This is a genomic window from Pseudomonas sp. NFACC41-3 (genome assembly GCF_900109505.1).
Taxonomy (GTDB): Bacteria; Pseudomonadota; Gammaproteobacteria; order Pseudomonadales; family Pseudomonadaceae; genus Aquipseudomonas; species Aquipseudomonas chlororaphis.
Window position 1 is genome coordinate 784,937 of record NZ_FOAE01000002.1, and the last position, 14,107, is coordinate 799,043.

The 14,107-nt window shown below is 61.6% G+C and carries 17 protein-coding genes; 4 read left to right on the forward strand and 13 right to left on the reverse strand.

The window, feature by feature from the left end:
- Window positions 1–30: 30 nt before the first annotated feature.
- From alc to puuE, 3 genes are all read right to left on the reverse strand, one after another.
- On the reverse strand, window positions 31–1,026 hold the full coding sequence (gene alc / locus BMY68_RS13075) for an allantoicase (RefSeq protein WP_085531831.1): 996 nt from the start codon (window positions 1,024–1,026) through the stop codon (window positions 31–33).
- A gap of 81 nt (window positions 1,027–1,107) precedes the next feature.
- The gene (gene uraD, locus BMY68_RS13080) at window positions 1,108–1,623 is read right to left on the reverse strand and encodes a 2-oxo-4-hydroxy-4-carboxy-5-ureidoimidazoline decarboxylase (protein WP_085531829.1); all 516 of its coding nucleotides are present in this window, start codon (window positions 1,621–1,623) and stop codon (window positions 1,108–1,110) included.
- Window positions 1,620–2,546 carry an allantoinase PuuE gene (gene puuE, locus BMY68_RS13085; protein WP_007921782.1) on the reverse strand — a complete coding sequence of 309 codons (927 nt, stop codon included), beginning with the start codon at window positions 2,544–2,546 and terminating at the stop codon, window positions 1,620–1,622. Before puuE ends, uraD begins: the two co-directional genes overlap by 4 nt.
- A 420-nt stretch (window positions 2,547–2,966) precedes the next feature.
- On the opposite strand from puuE, the gene uraH reads away from it, so the two are divergent.
- Window positions 2,967–3,320, forward strand: coding sequence for a hydroxyisourate hydrolase (gene uraH / locus BMY68_RS13090; RefSeq protein WP_085531827.1), 354 nt, complete (start codon window positions 2,967–2,969; stop codon window positions 3,318–3,320).
- Between the two features lie 164 nt (window positions 3,321–3,484).
- Here the strand turns inward: uraH and BMY68_RS13095 are convergent, their stop codons facing one another.
- The 3 genes from BMY68_RS13095 to BMY68_RS13105 form a co-directional block, all read right to left on the reverse strand.
- Complete coding sequence (locus tag BMY68_RS13095) at window positions 3,485–4,111, reverse strand: LysE family translocator (protein ID WP_085531825.1); 627 nt, start codon at window positions 4,109–4,111, stop codon at window positions 3,485–3,487.
- Between the two features lie 63 nt (window positions 4,112–4,174).
- Entirely contained in the window at window positions 4,175–5,524 is a 1,350-nt protein-coding gene (locus BMY68_RS13100; protein WP_009050208.1) for an NCS2 family permease, read from the reverse strand.
- 328 nt (window positions 5,525–5,852) lie between these two features.
- On the reverse strand, window positions 5,853–6,287 hold the full coding sequence (locus BMY68_RS13105) for a MarR family transcriptional regulator (protein WP_085531823.1): 435 nt from the start codon (window positions 6,285–6,287) through the stop codon (window positions 5,853–5,855).
- Window positions 6,288–6,368: 81 nt separating this feature from the next.
- On the opposite strand from BMY68_RS13105, the gene BMY68_RS13110 reads away from it, so the two are divergent.
- Entirely contained in the window at window positions 6,369–7,535 is a 1,167-nt protein-coding gene (locus BMY68_RS13110; RefSeq protein WP_085531821.1) for an aminotransferase-like domain-containing protein, read from the forward strand.
- Window positions 7,536–7,547: 12 nt separating this feature from the next.
- Window positions 7,548–8,150, forward strand: coding sequence for a glutathione S-transferase family protein (locus tag BMY68_RS13115; RefSeq protein WP_007932276.1), 603 nt, complete (start codon window positions 7,548–7,550; stop codon window positions 8,148–8,150).
- A gap of 82 nt (window positions 8,151–8,232) precedes the next feature.
- On the opposite strand, the gene BMY68_RS13120 is transcribed toward BMY68_RS13115, so the two are convergent.
- From BMY68_RS13120 to BMY68_RS13140, 5 genes are all read right to left on the reverse strand, one after another.
- A complete protein-coding gene (locus BMY68_RS13120; protein ID WP_062825020.1) occupies window positions 8,233–8,604 on the reverse strand; it encodes a glutathione S-transferase N-terminal domain-containing protein in 372 nt (123 codons plus the stop codon).
- A 100-nt stretch (window positions 8,605–8,704) separates the two neighbouring features.
- Window positions 8,705–9,250 (reverse strand): GTP cyclohydrolase I FolE, encoded by a 546-nt coding sequence (gene folE, locus BMY68_RS13125; RefSeq protein ID WP_003204506.1) that lies wholly within the window; start codon window positions 9,248–9,250, stop codon window positions 8,705–8,707.
- 77 nt (window positions 9,251–9,327) lie between these two features.
- Window positions 9,328–9,885, reverse strand: a complete 558-nt coding sequence (locus BMY68_RS13130; protein ID WP_085531819.1) for a Smr/MutS family protein — start codon at window positions 9,883–9,885, stop codon at window positions 9,328–9,330.
- Between the two features lie 75 nt (window positions 9,886–9,960).
- On the reverse strand, window positions 9,961–10,281 hold the full coding sequence (locus BMY68_RS13135) for a hypothetical protein (protein WP_007932271.1): 321 nt from the start codon (window positions 10,279–10,281) through the stop codon (window positions 9,961–9,963).
- Between the two features lie 141 nt (window positions 10,282–10,422).
- Window positions 10,423–11,013, reverse strand: coding sequence for a cysteine hydrolase family protein (locus BMY68_RS13140; RefSeq protein ID WP_085531817.1), 591 nt, complete (start codon window positions 11,011–11,013; stop codon window positions 10,423–10,425).
- Window positions 11,014–11,250: 237 nt separating this feature from the next.
- Between BMY68_RS13140 and prmB the strand changes: the two genes are divergently transcribed.
- Complete coding sequence (prmB, locus tag BMY68_RS13145; protein ID WP_085531815.1) at window positions 11,251–12,159, forward strand: 50S ribosomal protein L3 N(5)-glutamine methyltransferase; 909 nt, start codon at window positions 11,251–11,253, stop codon at window positions 12,157–12,159.
- Window positions 12,160–12,211: 52 nt separating this feature from the next.
- On the opposite strand, the gene BMY68_RS13150 is transcribed toward prmB, so the two are convergent.
- Both BMY68_RS13150 and BMY68_RS13155 read right to left on the reverse strand, forming a co-directional pair.
- Window positions 12,212–13,000 (reverse strand): hypothetical protein, encoded by a 789-nt coding sequence (locus BMY68_RS13150; RefSeq protein ID WP_053262215.1) that lies wholly within the window; start codon window positions 12,998–13,000, stop codon window positions 12,212–12,214.
- A 98-nt stretch (window positions 13,001–13,098) separates the two neighbouring features.
- The gene (locus BMY68_RS13155; protein WP_085531812.1) at window positions 13,099–14,052 is read right to left on the reverse strand and encodes an alpha/beta hydrolase; all 954 of its coding nucleotides are present in this window, start codon (window positions 14,050–14,052) and stop codon (window positions 13,099–13,101) included.
- Window positions 14,053–14,107: the final 55 nt, after the last annotated feature.

The following is a 14,107-nucleotide window of genomic DNA, read 5'->3' on the forward strand; positions in this document are numbered from 1 at the left end:
AAGCTCGCTCCTACACCTACAGGTTTGGTATTACTTCGCGATCTTGCCGAGGATCCGCAGACGGCTGACGCCACCGTCCGGAAACACGTTCAGGCGGATATGGGTGATCGGGCCCAGGGCCTTGATCTGCTCGGCGAAGGTATGTTCGGCATGCATTTCCAGCTTCTGGCTCGGTAGCAGTTCGCGCCAGAACAGCGACTGGGTTTCGATCTGGCTGTCGGTGCCACCCTTGACGAAGGCGCCCTGGATCGAGCAGCTGTCCGGGTAGTTGCCCTTGAAGTGCAGGGTGTCGACGATGATTTTCTCGATCTCGCCCGGATGGCCCAGGGCGACGATCACCCAGTCATTGCCTGGCGTGCGGCGGCGTGCGGTTTCCCAGCCATCGCCCATGTTGATGCCGCGGCCCGGGTTGAGGATGTTGCTCATGCGGCCGAAGTGTTCGTCGGAGCAGGCGAGGGCGCGGCCGCCGTTGAGGGCGGCTGCCAGGTCGATCTGCTCGTTGTCGCCGACCGCCGACCAGTCGCGGTACGGAATGCCATACACGCGCAGACGGGCCACGCCGCCATCCGGGTAGATGTTGAAGCGCAGGTGGCTGAACGCCTGGTCGTTGCTGATCTCGTGGTAGTGGTGGCTGTTGCCTTGCAGCTCGACGGCCGACAGCACTTCCACCCACTGGGTGTTTTCATTCGGTTCGCCTTCGGCCAGGAAGCAGGCTTCCAGGGAGGCCGACGGTGGGAAGTTGCCGGTGAAGAATGAGGTGTCGATATCCACGCCTTTGATCTGGCCAGGCACGCCCAGGCGGATCACCGCGCTGTCGTAGCCTTCGAAGCGCTTGCGGCGGGACTCCCAGCCGTCCATCCACTTGCCGTTGTCATCGAAAACGCCCTCCTTCCATACGGCCGGGGTCGGCTGGAACAGACGGTTGGCGTCAGCGAACCAGTCATCGGTCACCGAAATGATCTTGGTGCCCAGGCGGGCGTCGGCCAGGTTGACGAACTTCTCGAAAGGTACGGCGTAAGCTTTCATTCTTCTTGTCTGCCTTTTTATAGAGTGGCTTGGGATGCTTGCTGGCCCTGTGTGCTTTGCACTTTGCAGAGGGGCTGCTCGCTAAAGAGTCAGTAATCGGAACAGGGCGATCTTGTTGATCTCCGCCAGCGCGCACCTGAATTCGGTGTCCACCGAGTTGTGGATGCGTGCTTCGAACGCCGCGAGGATCTGATGCCGGTTGCTGCCTTTTACCGCCATGATGAAGGGAAACTTGAACTTGGCCTTGTAGGCGTCGTTCAGCTCGGTGAAGCGCTGGAACTCTTCGGCCGTGCATTGGTGAATACCCGCGCCAGACTGTTCTTCAGTGCTGGCCGCGGTCAGTTGCCCCTGGACGGCGGCTTTGCCGGCCAGGTCCGGGTGAGCGTTGATCAGGGCGAGTTGGCTCTGGTGATCGGCGCTCAACAGGATGTCGCTCATGCGCTGGTGCAGGGTGTCGATCCGGTCGATTGAGGCATCCTGGCCCAGGTCGAAGGCCTTTTCGGCAACCCATGGCGAATGTTCATAGATGTCGGCGAAGGCTTTGACGAAGGCGTCGCGGCTCAGGGTCGAGGGTTTCAGGGTTTGGAAGGTGCTCATTTCGCCGCCCCCGGGAACGGGTGGGTTTGCTGCCAGTGGCGGGCGATGTCCACGCGGCGGGTGAACCAGACCTGATCGTGACCTTTAACGTACTCGATAAAACGCTTCAGGGCGGCCAGGCGCGCCGGGCGGCCGATCAGGCGGCAGTGTAGGCCGATGGACAGCATTTTCGGCGCCTCGGCGCCTTCGGCGTACAGCACGTCGAAGGCATCCTTGAGGTACTGGTAGAAGTCGTCGCCCTTGTTGAAGCCCTGGACCTGGGTGAAACGCATGTCGTTGGTGTCCAGGGTATAGGGGATCACCAGGTGCGCCTTGCCGGTCGGGTTGTTGGCTTCCCAGTAGGGCAGGTCGTCGTCGTAGGTGTCGCAATCGTAGAGGAAACCGCCTTCTTCCATCACCAGGCGCCGGGTGTTCGGGCCGGTGCGGCCGGTGTACCAGCCCAGCGGGCGCTCACCGGTGATTTCGGTGAGGATGCGGATCGCCTCGAGCATGTGCTCGCGTTCCTGGGCTTCGTCCATGTACTGGTAGTCGATCCAGCGGTAGCCGTGGCTGCAGATCTCGTGGCCGGCCTCGACCATGGCGCGGATCACGTCCGGATGGCGCTGGGCGGCCATGGCGACGGCGAAGATGGTCAGCGGAATGTCGAATTCCTTGAACAGCTTGAGGATCCGCCAGACGCCGGCACGGCTGCCATACTCGTACAGCGATTCCATGCTCATGTTGCGTTCGCCCTGCAGGGGCTGGGCGGCGACCATTTCCGAAAGGAAGGCTTCCGACTCCTTGTCGCCGTGCAGGATATTGCGCTCGCCGCCTTCTTCGTAATTGAGCACGAACGACAGGGCGATGCGGGCATTGCCCGGCCAGTGAGGGTGAGGAGGGTTGGAGCCGTAACCGATCAGGTCGCGTGGGTAGTCAGCGCTCACTGCAGTCTTCCTTCTTATCGTGATAACGGTGGCGTGGCGGGGCCTGGGGGGAAGGACAGGCTGGCGTCACAGCGATAGGCTGATTGTATACAACTTTTCATTCAGTTTGTAAGCCCGATTTTTTGCATTTTTCATCGATTGTGTTCATGCCTGGGTACTGCAAGAAACCTGCCTGGTTGGTCAGCTAATGGGTGAAAAGTCTTCTGTCCTCATGGTGTAGCCGCTGATCAAGAGAATACGGGGGCTTGCTTGAGGTACCCGGAAATGGGTGATTTTTATTGTGTACAATTTTTTTTAAAAGTGTCTTAATAAATTCCTCGCCGTATCCTTTCGTGCTCCGAAACGGTGCGGTCTCCTTATCAACTGACTTCAGGAGGCGCGAGGTCTGGACGTGTGAGCGCGCACAGACACGCAGAATCAATGGGACGTTTGACTACACACGTGTTGGATGCCGCGCATGGCTGCCCAGGCAGCGCCATCAAGGTCGAGTTGTACCGGGTCGAAGGTACGCAGCTGGAACTGGTCGCCAGTGCCTTGACCAACGGCGACGGCCGTTGCGATGCGCCGCTGCTGCAAGGCGATGACTACCGCACCGGGGTTTACCAGCTGCAATTCCATGCCGGTGATTACTACCGTGCCCGCGGCGTACAACTGCCCGAACCTGCGTTTCTCGATGTGGTGGTGCTGCGCTTTGGCATCTCGGCCGAGCAGGAGCATTACCACGTACCGCTGCTGATCTCGCCCTACAGCTATTCGACCTACAGAGGAAGCTAGGACTTTCCCCCCCCCACGAAGCCTGCGCAAATAGCTTCTTTGGTCTTTCGCCCGCTCACACTGCGGGCTTTTTTTCGCCCGTCGAAAATGGGGGCATCGCGAGCAAGCTCGCTCCTACAGGTTTGCAGCAGCTCTCTGTAGGAGCGAGCTTGCCCGCGATGCTTTCAGCGGCTCAACAGCGACGCGGCACCGGCGCCGCTGAACAGCCCGGCGCTGACCCGGTTGAACCAGCTCTGGCCCTTGCCGCTGCGCAGGTAGCGCGCCGCGCCGTGGGCGCCCAGGCCATAAGCCAGCTTGCACAGCAGGTCGAGCACGGTCCAGGTGGCGATCATGATCAGCAACTGGGGCAGGAAGGGTTGTTCGGCACTGAGAAACTGCGGCAGAAACGCGGCGAAGAACAGAATGTCTTTCGGGTTGCTGGCACCCAGCACAAAAGCGCGCCCGAACAGTGCGCGAAAGCGTGGTTTTGGTGCGGCCTCGGGCACTTCGGCGCCATGAGACGGCTGCCGCGATTGCTGCCAGCTTTGCCAGGCGAGATAGAACAGGTACAGCGCGCCGACGATTTTCAGGGCGCTGAACAGCTGCTCCGAGGCCAGCAGCAGGGCGCCCAGGCCCAGGGCCGAGGCGCTCAGCAGGCAGATCGAGGCAAACACGCCGCCGAGAAACGCCGGGGAGGATCGGCGCAAACCGTAATTCAGACTGTTGCTGATCATCAGCAGGGACAGCGGGCCCGGAATCAGGATCACCACCAGTGCGGCGCCGCTGAACAGCAGCCAGGTTTCCACGCTCATTACCTTTCTCCTTATGCGCAAAAGCCTCACCCGACGGGGTGAGGCTGTTTGAAACCGATGTACCTACAAGAAAATGAACTTGGCGATAAAGATCGCGCACAGCACCCACAGGCTGATGGAGATTTCCTTGTACTTGCCCGTCCCGGCCTTCAAGGCCACGTAGGTGATGAAGCCCAGGGCGATACCGTCGGCGACCGAGAAGGTCAGCGGCATCATGATGGCGGTCACGATCGCCGGGATGCTGTCGGTGGCCTCTTCCCAATCGATGTGGGCCATGCCGCCCATCATCAGCATCGCCACATAAATCAGCGCGCCGGCGGTGGCATAAGCGGGGATCATGCCAGCCAGCGGTGCAAAAAACATGGCTGCGATAAATAGCACACCTACGGTCACTGCGGTAAGACCAGTCCGACCACCTGCGGCGACGCCCGCGGCACTTTCCACATAGCTGGTCACGGGCGGAACGCCGACCACCGCGCCAAATACGCTGGAGGCGCTGTCCGCCTTCAGGGCGCGGGAGAGGTTCTCGATCTTGCCATCGGGGTTGACCAGGCCGGCGCGCTGGGCCACGCCCATCAGGGTGCCGGCGGTATCGAACATGTGCACGAAAAGGAACGCCAGCACCACGCTGATCATGCTGACGTTGAACACCCCGGCCACATCCATGGCCATCCAGGTCGGTGCCAGGCTCGGCGGGGCCGACATGATGCCCTCGTAGTGCACCAGGCCCAGGCCCCAGCCAGCCAGGGTCACGGTGATGATACTGATGAGGATCGCGCCGAATACCCGGTGATAACTGAGCACGGCAATCATCAGGAAGCAGATCGCCGCCAGCAGCGGGCCGGGTTCGCGCAGGGAGCCGAGCTTGATCAGGGTCGCCGGGCTATCGACCACGATGCCCGCGGTCTTCAAGCCGATCAGCCCCAGGAACAAACCCACGCCGGCGCCCATGGCGAAGCGCAGGCTGGCCGGAATGCTGTTGAGCAGCCATTCGCGGATCCTCGAGAAGGTCAGGAACATGAACAGCACGCCGGAGACGAACACCGCACCGAGGGCGGTTTCCCAGTTGTAACCCATGGTTCCGACCACGGTGTAGGTGAAAAAGGCGTTCAGCCCCATGCCGGGCGCCAGGCCTACCGGCCAGTTGGCGTACAGCCCCATCAACAGGCAACCCAGGGCCGCGGCGATGCAGGTGGCGACGAAGGCCGCGCCGTGGTCGATGCCGGCGTCGGCCATGATGTTGGGGTTGACGAAGATGATGTAGGCCATGGTGATGAAGGTCGTCAGACCGGCGATCAACTCGGTCTTCACCGTGGTGCCATGCAACCTGAGTTTGAAGATGCGCTCCAGCCAGCCACTGTTCAGCGGCGGCGAGAGTTCCAGCGTAGGGGCTTCGGATTTGCGGCTTTCCACAGCGAGTACTCCTCAAGAGTTTTATTATTTTTTCCAGAGCCGGGCACGTGAGGGTGGGCAGCGGCTCTTTGAGGCATGTAAGGCTTGCGGGCTTTTATTGACCTTTAGGTCAGGAACTCGCACGTGGCGAATTATGCTTTTGTATACAAAGAAAGCAAATAATGTTTTTTAGGTTGTGTGCGAAAAGTTCGCCAGAAAGGCTATATGCCCTGTAGCCGCTGGCGCAGCCTGCGATCGAGCGCGCAGCGGTCGTAATGGGGCTGACGCGGTCCTGCAGAAGCATCGGATATGCAGGTTGACGACCGCTGCGTGCTCGCGGGATGTGGTGTCAGCGGTTGTCGCCCAGAGCCTTGTTCACCGCCAGCCAGCCATCCACTGCCGCCTCGCCGGCCTCGGCGAATACCCGTTGCAGCAGCTTGACCTGCTCGCGCCGCAGCGATTGCTCAAAGCGCGCGCCGTCTTCCGTCAGCTCCAGCAGGCGTTTGCGCTTGTCACTCTGCGAGGCAACGCTGTTGACCAGGTGCATCTCCATCAATTGGCGCAGCGGGATATTCAGCGCCTGCTTGCTCACGCCCAGCGCCGTGAGCAGTTCTTTCACGCTCAGCCCCGGATAGCGGGCGATGAAAAACACGATGCGCTGGTGCACGCGACTCAGGCCGCGACGCTCGAGCATTTCGTCGGCCTTGGCGGTGAACGCCTGGTAACCAAAGAAGAAGGCTTCCATGGCGGCTTGTTGGGTGGCCTGGTTTTTAAGGTCAAGCATATTGACGTATCTGAGAAAGTCAGCGTAATTTCGGTCAAGCAGTTTGACGTATTTTCCTCCGCCTTTGCTACGGGTAACCTCATGGCCTTCTCCGAACGTGTCTCGCGTCTTAAAAGCTCACTGATCCGTGAAATCCTTGCCGCCGCGCAGCGTCCGGAAGTGATGTCGTTCGCCGGAGGCCTGCCCGCCGAGGCGATGCTGCCGAAGATCGATTGGCAGGCGATGCCGGTGTCCATGGGCCAATACGGCATGAGTGAAGGCGAGCCACAGCTGCGCGAGGCCCTGGCGGCGCAGGCCCGGGCGCTGGGCGTGCCGTGCGAGGCCAGCCAGGTGCTGGTGGTCAGCGGCTCCCAGCAGACCCTCGATCTGGCGGCCAAGCTGTACATCGACAAGGGCACCGAGATCATGCTGGAAGCGCCGACTTATCTCGCGGCACTGCAGATCTTCCAGCTGTTCGGCGCCGATTGCCTGACCGTGCCGCTTCAGGCCGATGGGCCGGATCTGGCGCAATTGCGCGCCCGCCTGGAGCAGCATCGTCCCGCGTTCATCTACCTGATCCCGACCTTCCAGAATCCTTCGGCGGTGCGCTACAGCGAAGCCAAACGCGATGCCGTGGCGGCGTTGCTCGACGAGTTCGGAGTGACCCTGATCGAAGACGAGCCTTACCGCGAACTGACGTTCGATGGCGGCAACGCCACCCCAATTGTCGGGCGCCTGCGCAAGGCCAGCTGGATCTACACCGGCACGGTGTCGAAGACCCTGCTGCCAGGGTTGCGGGTCGGTTACCTGATCGCCAGCCCGGACCTGTTTCCCCATCTGCTGCGGTTGAAGCAATCGGCGGACCTGCACACCAACCGCGTCGGCCAATGGCAGGCGCTGCAATGGATAGGTACCGAGCAGTACCAGCAGCACCTGGGCGAATTGCGCGATTTCTACCGGGTGCGCCGCGACGGTTTTCAGGCCGCCCTGCAACGTCATTTCGGTGATCTGGCCGATTGGCAGGTGCCCCAGGGCGGGCTGTTTTTCTGGTTGACCTTGAAACAGCCGCTGGACACCCGCACTTTGCTGAAAGCGGCGCTGGAGCAGGACGTGGCATTCATGCCGGGCGAACCCTTCTTCTCCGAGCCGGACCGCAATCCAGGTCACCTGCGGTTGAATTTCAGTCATATCGATCCGGCGCGTCTGGACGAAGGTCTCAAGCGGCTGGCCACCGTGGTACGTCAAGCACAGGCTGCACAGGCAGCCTAAGAGGAGAGGGCCATGTACAAGGTTTATGGGGATTACCGGTCCGGCAACTGCTACAAGGTCAAGCTGATGCTCAATCTGCTCGGTCAGCCTTACGAGTGGCACGCGGTGGACATCTTGAACGGGGATACGCAGACCGAGGCGTTTCTGGCAAAGAACCCCAACGGCAAGATCCCGGTGCTGGAGCTGGAAGACGGCACCTGCCTGTGGGAGTCGAACGCGATTCTCAACTTTCTCGCCGACGGCAGCGAATTCCTGCCGAGCGAGCCGCGTTTACGCACGCAGGTGCTGCAATGGCAGTTTTTCGAGCAATACAGCCATGAGCCGTACATCGCCGTGGCACGTTTCATCCAGCTCTATCTGGGGCTGCCGCAAGAACGCCAGCACGAATACGAGAAGCTGCAAAAGCGTGGTTACAAGGCCCTGGATGTGATGGAGCACCAGTTGGCGCGAACGCCGTATCTGGTGGGCGAGCAGTATTCGATTGCCGATATCGCGCTCTATGCCTACACCCATGTCGCCCATGAAGGTGGCTTCGACCTGGCGCGCTACCCGGGAATCCAGGCGTGGATGCAGCGGGTGGAAAGCCATCCGCGGCATATCGGGATGCTCGACTGAGCTGTTGCGGGAAACAAAAAACCGACCCTTGGGTCGGTTTTTTATGGTCTGGCGCTTGTGGGCCAGCCGGCGATTGCGCGTTTCAGGCGGCGGAGAAACGCTTGTCCAGATAATCGATGATCACCTTGGACTCGTACATCCAGGTGGTCTGGCCGTTTTCTTCGATACGCAGGCACGGCACCTTGATCTTGCCACCTTGCTCCAGCAGGGTCTGGCGATCCTGTTCGTTGTTTTTCGCGTCACGCAGGGCCACCGGAACGTTCAGGCGGTGCAGGGTGCGGCGGGTTTTCACGCAGAACGGGCAGGCGTGGAACTGGTACAGGGTCAGGCCCTTGGCGGCCTGTTCGACCTGGGCTTGAGCGGCGGCGGGGCGCTGCTGCTTGCGTGGGCGGGTGATGAAGTCGATGAAGATGATGAGCTGGCCCAGGCCGACTCGAAGCGCTTTGACGATCACGATATTGCCTCTTGCCCATGAAAGAAGGGGCGGCAGCTTACCTGATTTTTGCCAGGCGAAAAAAAACCGGCGATGAACGCCGGTTCTTTCGGGCAGCCGTTTACTTGATCAGGCTGAGAAACTCGCTGCGGGTTGCCGCGTTTTCGCGGAACTCGCCCAGCATCACCGAAGTGATCATCGACGAGTTCTGCTTCTCCACACCGCGCATCATCATGCACATGTGCTTGGCCTCGATCACCACCGCGACGCCCAGGGCGCCGGTCACTTGCTGGACTGCGTCGGCGATCTGGCGGCTGAGGTTTTCCTGGATCTGCAGGCGGCGCGCGTACATGTCGACGATGCGCGCGACTTTCGACAGGCCCAGCACCTTGCCACTCGGAATGTAGGCGACGTGAGCCTTGCCGATGAACGGCAGCAGATGGTGCTCGCACAGCGAGTAGAGCTCGATGTCCTTGACCAGCACCATCTCGCTGTTATCGGAGCTGAACAAGGCACCGTTGGTGACTTCTTCCAGCGTTTGTTCATAACCGCGGCAGAGGTACTGCATGGCTTTGGCGGCACGTTTTGGCGTGTCGAGCAGGCCCTCGCGGGAGACGTCTTCGCCCAATTGGCCGAGGATCGCCGTGTAATTCTGTTCCAGGGACATGAAACTACCTGTGGGATTTTACGCAAAGGGCAAGGGTACGGTGGCGGACCGGGCGCTGCAAGCGCGACGAAGTGGCTTTACTCGTCGCGGCCTTCCATCATGGTGCGTTTGAGCATCACGTAGACCGCCCCGGCACCGCCATGTTTGGCCTGGCACGAGGTGAAGCCGAGCACCTGAGGATGCTGGCGCAGCCAGGTGTTGACGTGGCTCTTGATCATCGGCCGCTTGCCGTCCAGGCGCACGGCCTTGCCGTGGGTGACGCGCACGCAGCGGATTTCGAACTTGGTGGCTTCGGCGAGGAATGCCCAGAGGGTTTCCCGGGCCTTTTCCACGTTCATGCCGTGCAGGTCGAGGCTGCCCTCGAAAGGGATCTGGCCGACCTTGAGCTTGCGCATCTGGCTTTCCTGAACCCCATCGCGGGCCCACATCAGATCGTCTTCCGGGCCGACGTCGATCACGAACTGATCGGACAGCCCGTCGACGGTCGTGGTTTCGGTGCGCACGCTGGCAGCCTGGCGCAGCTTGGCGATCTGCGCCCGGTCAGCCTTGGGTTTGCCGGTTTCGGCGCGATCGTGCTTGATCGGCTTGACGCCTTGGATCGCGCTTTTGAACAGGGAAAAATCGTCGTCTTGCATGTCAGCCTCCGCGAAGACCGAGCAGTTTACCCAACTCGACGGGAGAGGGGCGGGACAAAACGTGTTGCCGTCGATTCAGTCATGTTTCTTCATCAGGTGGGGAGCCATGTTCAGGGTCTGCGGCTGGCGCATGCGCCGCCGGCAGCGACGCCACAGCCAGACGCCGACATACAGCAGTAACAGACCGACCGCTAGAATCACCGCGGAACCCGCCGGACTTGCATTCAATTCGCCCAGCGCCGGAGGGCGCCCCAACAGGCTGGCGGCCCCGGCCATCGCCAGCAGCACACCGAAGGTCGCCAGCAACGCGGAGAATCCCGCGCCCAGGCGCAAACGCCAGTTCCGCGGGCCTTTGGGCCGCAGACGACGTGCGTCAAAACCATCGGATATCTTCATTCCGACCTTCCTCAATGGGTATCGGCCCTTCGACCGAAAGATGACCGGGTGGTTCCTGAGGCTAAGGCAATTACGGCAAATGAGAGGCTTTTACGGATGAGCGGCCTTGCCCCTGAAGGCGCGCCGCTCATTGCAGGTCGATCAGATCAGATCTTTGGTCAGGGCGAGGGTGGCGAAGTTGTCCGCCATGATGGCCATTTCGGTCTGCTGCACGTGCTCGGCGCTGAGGATGCCACCCTTGTAGGGCAGGTCGCGAGTGGCGCAGGCGTCTTCCACCAGGGTGCAACGAAAGCCCAGGTTCTTCGCCGCGCGCACGGTGGTGCTGACACTGGAATGGCTCATGAAACCGCAGACGATCAGATCCAGGGAGCCCAGGTCCTGCAGGCGCTTTTCCAGTTCGGTGCCATGAAAGGCGCTCGGCAGCAGCTTGCCGATGATGGTCTCGTCGCCCTGGGGTTCGAGGCCGGGGATGAATTCACCGCGCTCGCCCTGGGGGTCGAACAGGCCGCCGACGGTGCCGAGGTGGCGCACATGCACAACCGGGCGGGCGGCGGAGCGGGCGGCAGCGACCAGTTGCTTGATGTTGGCGACCGCAGCGTCCATGCCGGACAGGGCCAGGGGACCGCTGAGGTACTCTTTCTGGGCGTCGATGATCACAAGGGTCGCGTGGCTCAAATTAGCCGCTGCATAACCACGACCGCTGAGTTGAAACATCGTCTTTGGAACGGACATTCTGGGGCTCCTGTGAGTGGGGCTTTTGCGACATTGTCCTCTGGCGGAGCGCTTCTGTGAATCGCTACTAACGTAAGGTGCGTGGTTGCTGGCCTACAGCCGTGTCAAGGGCTATGGAGAATCGGGTCGAATGCGGGGAAAAGCGCCCGAACGCCCCGTAGACTCAGATTTTTCATGCGTCGTCCTCAGACGTTTTGGCTGTTAGAATCGCCAGTCGTTTTTTCAGGAGTCTGTCCCGTGATCACTTCCCGCCTGCGCACCCTGCGCGACCACATCCGTTGGGCTGTCAGCCGCTTTCATGGGGAGGATCTGTTTTTCGGCCATGGGACCGACAACGCCTGGGACGAAGCCCGCCAATTGGTACTGGGTGCCTTGCACCTGCCGTGGGAAATCGCCGACAGCTATCTGGATTGCGCACTGGAAGACGACGAACTGGTCAACCTGCAGCGCCTGCTCAAGCGTCGCATCGAAGAGCGCGTACCGACCGCCTACCTGCTGGGCGAGGCCTGGTTCTGCGGCCTGTCGTTCATTGTCGATGAGCGGGTGCTGATCCCGCGCTCGCCGATCGGCGAGCTGATCGAAAAACGTTTCGAGCCCTGGCTGGGCACCGAGCCCGCGCGCATTCTCGACCTGTGCACCGGTTCCGGCTGCATCGGCATTGCCTGCGCCTACGAGTTCCGCAATGCCGAAGTGGTGCTGGCCGACCTGTCGTTCGAAGCCCTCGAAGTGGCGAACCAGAACATCGAGCGCCATGGTGTCGATGAGCGGGTGTTCACGGTGCAGGGCGACGGTTTCGACGGCTTGCCGGGCCAGCGTTTCGACCTGATCGTGTCGAACCCGCCGTATGTGGATGCCGAGGATTTCGCCGACATGCCCGAGGAGTACCAGCATGAACCGGAGCTGGGCCTGGCCTGTGGCGACGATGGCTTGAACCTGGTGCGGCGCATGCTGGCCGAGGCGGCGGATCATTTGACCGAGAAGGGTCTGTTGATCGTCGAGGTCGGCAACAGCCAGGTCCATGTCGAAGCCCTGTACCCGGAAGTCGATTTCGCCTGGCTGGACTTCGAGCGCGGCGGTCATGGCGTGTTCATGCTCACCGCCGAGCAGTGCCGACAGCACCAGGCACTGTTCAGCTCCCGGGTCTGAGCAACCAGCGAAGCACCACAAAAAAGCCCGCCAATCGGCGGGCTTTTTGTTGTCAGCGGTGGGTCGCGATCCAGATCAGCAACCCGGCCTGGAACACCGCAAACGCCACCAGGCAGGTGATGGTAAAGCGCAGCCCGGTGTCTTCGCGCTTGTACTTGGCGACCTTTTCTTCGTGCTTGCGCAGCTTCACTTCCTGTTCTTCGAGGTTCTGCTCGGCCTGCTGCAGCATTTGCGCGGCTTCGAGGATCTCGACGAATTGCAGCTTTTCGGTGTTCCAGTTGGGCAGCAGTTCACCGACCTGCACATGCTTGACGCTGCCCTTGAGATGCTGGGCATCGGCGTAAACCACATCGAAACCCTGGACCCGCAGGAAATGATCGCGCCGCAGGCGCGTGGCCTCGTTCAGTGCATCCTTGTTCGCCAGTTCGAAACCGTCCACGCGGTAGTGCGGCCATTTCTTCTGGGCCCAGCTTGCCCCCTGCGCCAGCAGAAAGCGGCCGATGCCGCGGTTCGCCGGTTCGATCTGCAGGTTTTCCGGCTCGAAGCGCACCCGACGAGTCGTGTGGTCGACCCAGACATCCAGGTGATTCTGTTCCTTGCGCACTCGTTGGCCCGGCAGTTGGAGGGTCATGCGCAACAGGCTGTGTTCCTTGTTGCTGCGCTCGGCATAACCGAACTCGATAAAGCGCAGAGGCCGTCCGCCCGTGGCGCGATCGGTTTGCAGCGGGGCCAGGCGAAGCATCCGGTGATGCTCGGCATGGACGTCCGCCCACGGCAACGCCACGGCTTCGGGAGCGGGGTTTTCAACCTCGGTTTCGGGAGGGTTCTGGGTATCGGTCATAACGGCGAGATCCTGTCCAAGCGCTACTTGCCGACGGCAAGTGAACGGCCGGCAAAGGCTTATCGGCCGTTTTTTTCAGGACTGGAGGGGAAAACGCGTCAACGGGCGTGAAGTCCGTCAATAAAGCTGATGATGCGGGTGCCGAGTTCCGAGGCCAGGGGCAGTTGCGGATCCTTGTAGGAGGCCAGTTGCCGCTTGACGTCGTTGGGCACGATACGCAGGACATGGTTCATGCCTTCGATCAGTGCCAGTTGGGCGTCCGGCTTGGCGGCCTTGAGCATCTGCGCATCGCCGACACCGACCTGGATGTCATTACTGCCCTGGACGATCAGCGCCGGCATTTTCAGGCGGGCGAACGCGGCGGCCGGGTCTTGCCTGAACAGGGTGATCAGGTACGGCTGCACGCTGGGGCGGAAGATCACTTCCAGTTGCGGCGGCACGTCAGTGTCGACCCGGCCAGCCTTGAGGCTGTCGAGCAGTTCGTTGCTGCGCAGCATCAGCGGCGCTGGCAGGCGGTAGCTCAGTTGCTGGCGCAGCACTTGGTCCACCGGGCGGGCGGTGCCGGAGATGGAGATCACCGCCGCCGCATCGACCTGGGGCGCGGCCAGGGTGGCGATCAGCGCGCCTTCGCTGTGGCCGAGCATGATCAACGGGCCCAGGCGCGGGTCGCTCTTGAGCTTCTTGCCCCAGGCCACGGCGTCGGCGACGTAGGCGTCGAGGGTCAGGTTGCGCTCGTCCGGGGTGGCGGCGAGGCTGGCGGCCACTCCGCGCTTGTCGTAGCGCACGCTGGCGATGTTGTGCTTGGCCAGCACCCAGGCCAGGCGCTTGAGGCTGTCGTTGCGCCCGCCGTCGGGGTTGTTGCCGTTGCGGTCGGTGGGGCCGGAGCCGGAGACGATCAGGACCACCGGCACCGGGGCGTTGGACTTGGGCAGCAGCAGCGAGCCGTATAACTCGCCAGTGCCAGTGTCGAGGCTGATGGGACGTTGCAGTACGGCCGCCTGGACCAGGCCGGTGAACAGGGTAAGGCTCAAGAGAAGAACTCGCAGCATCATCACGCCATCATGGAGAAGGTGCCGGTTGGACTTCCGGACACGGATAAGGTTCGAG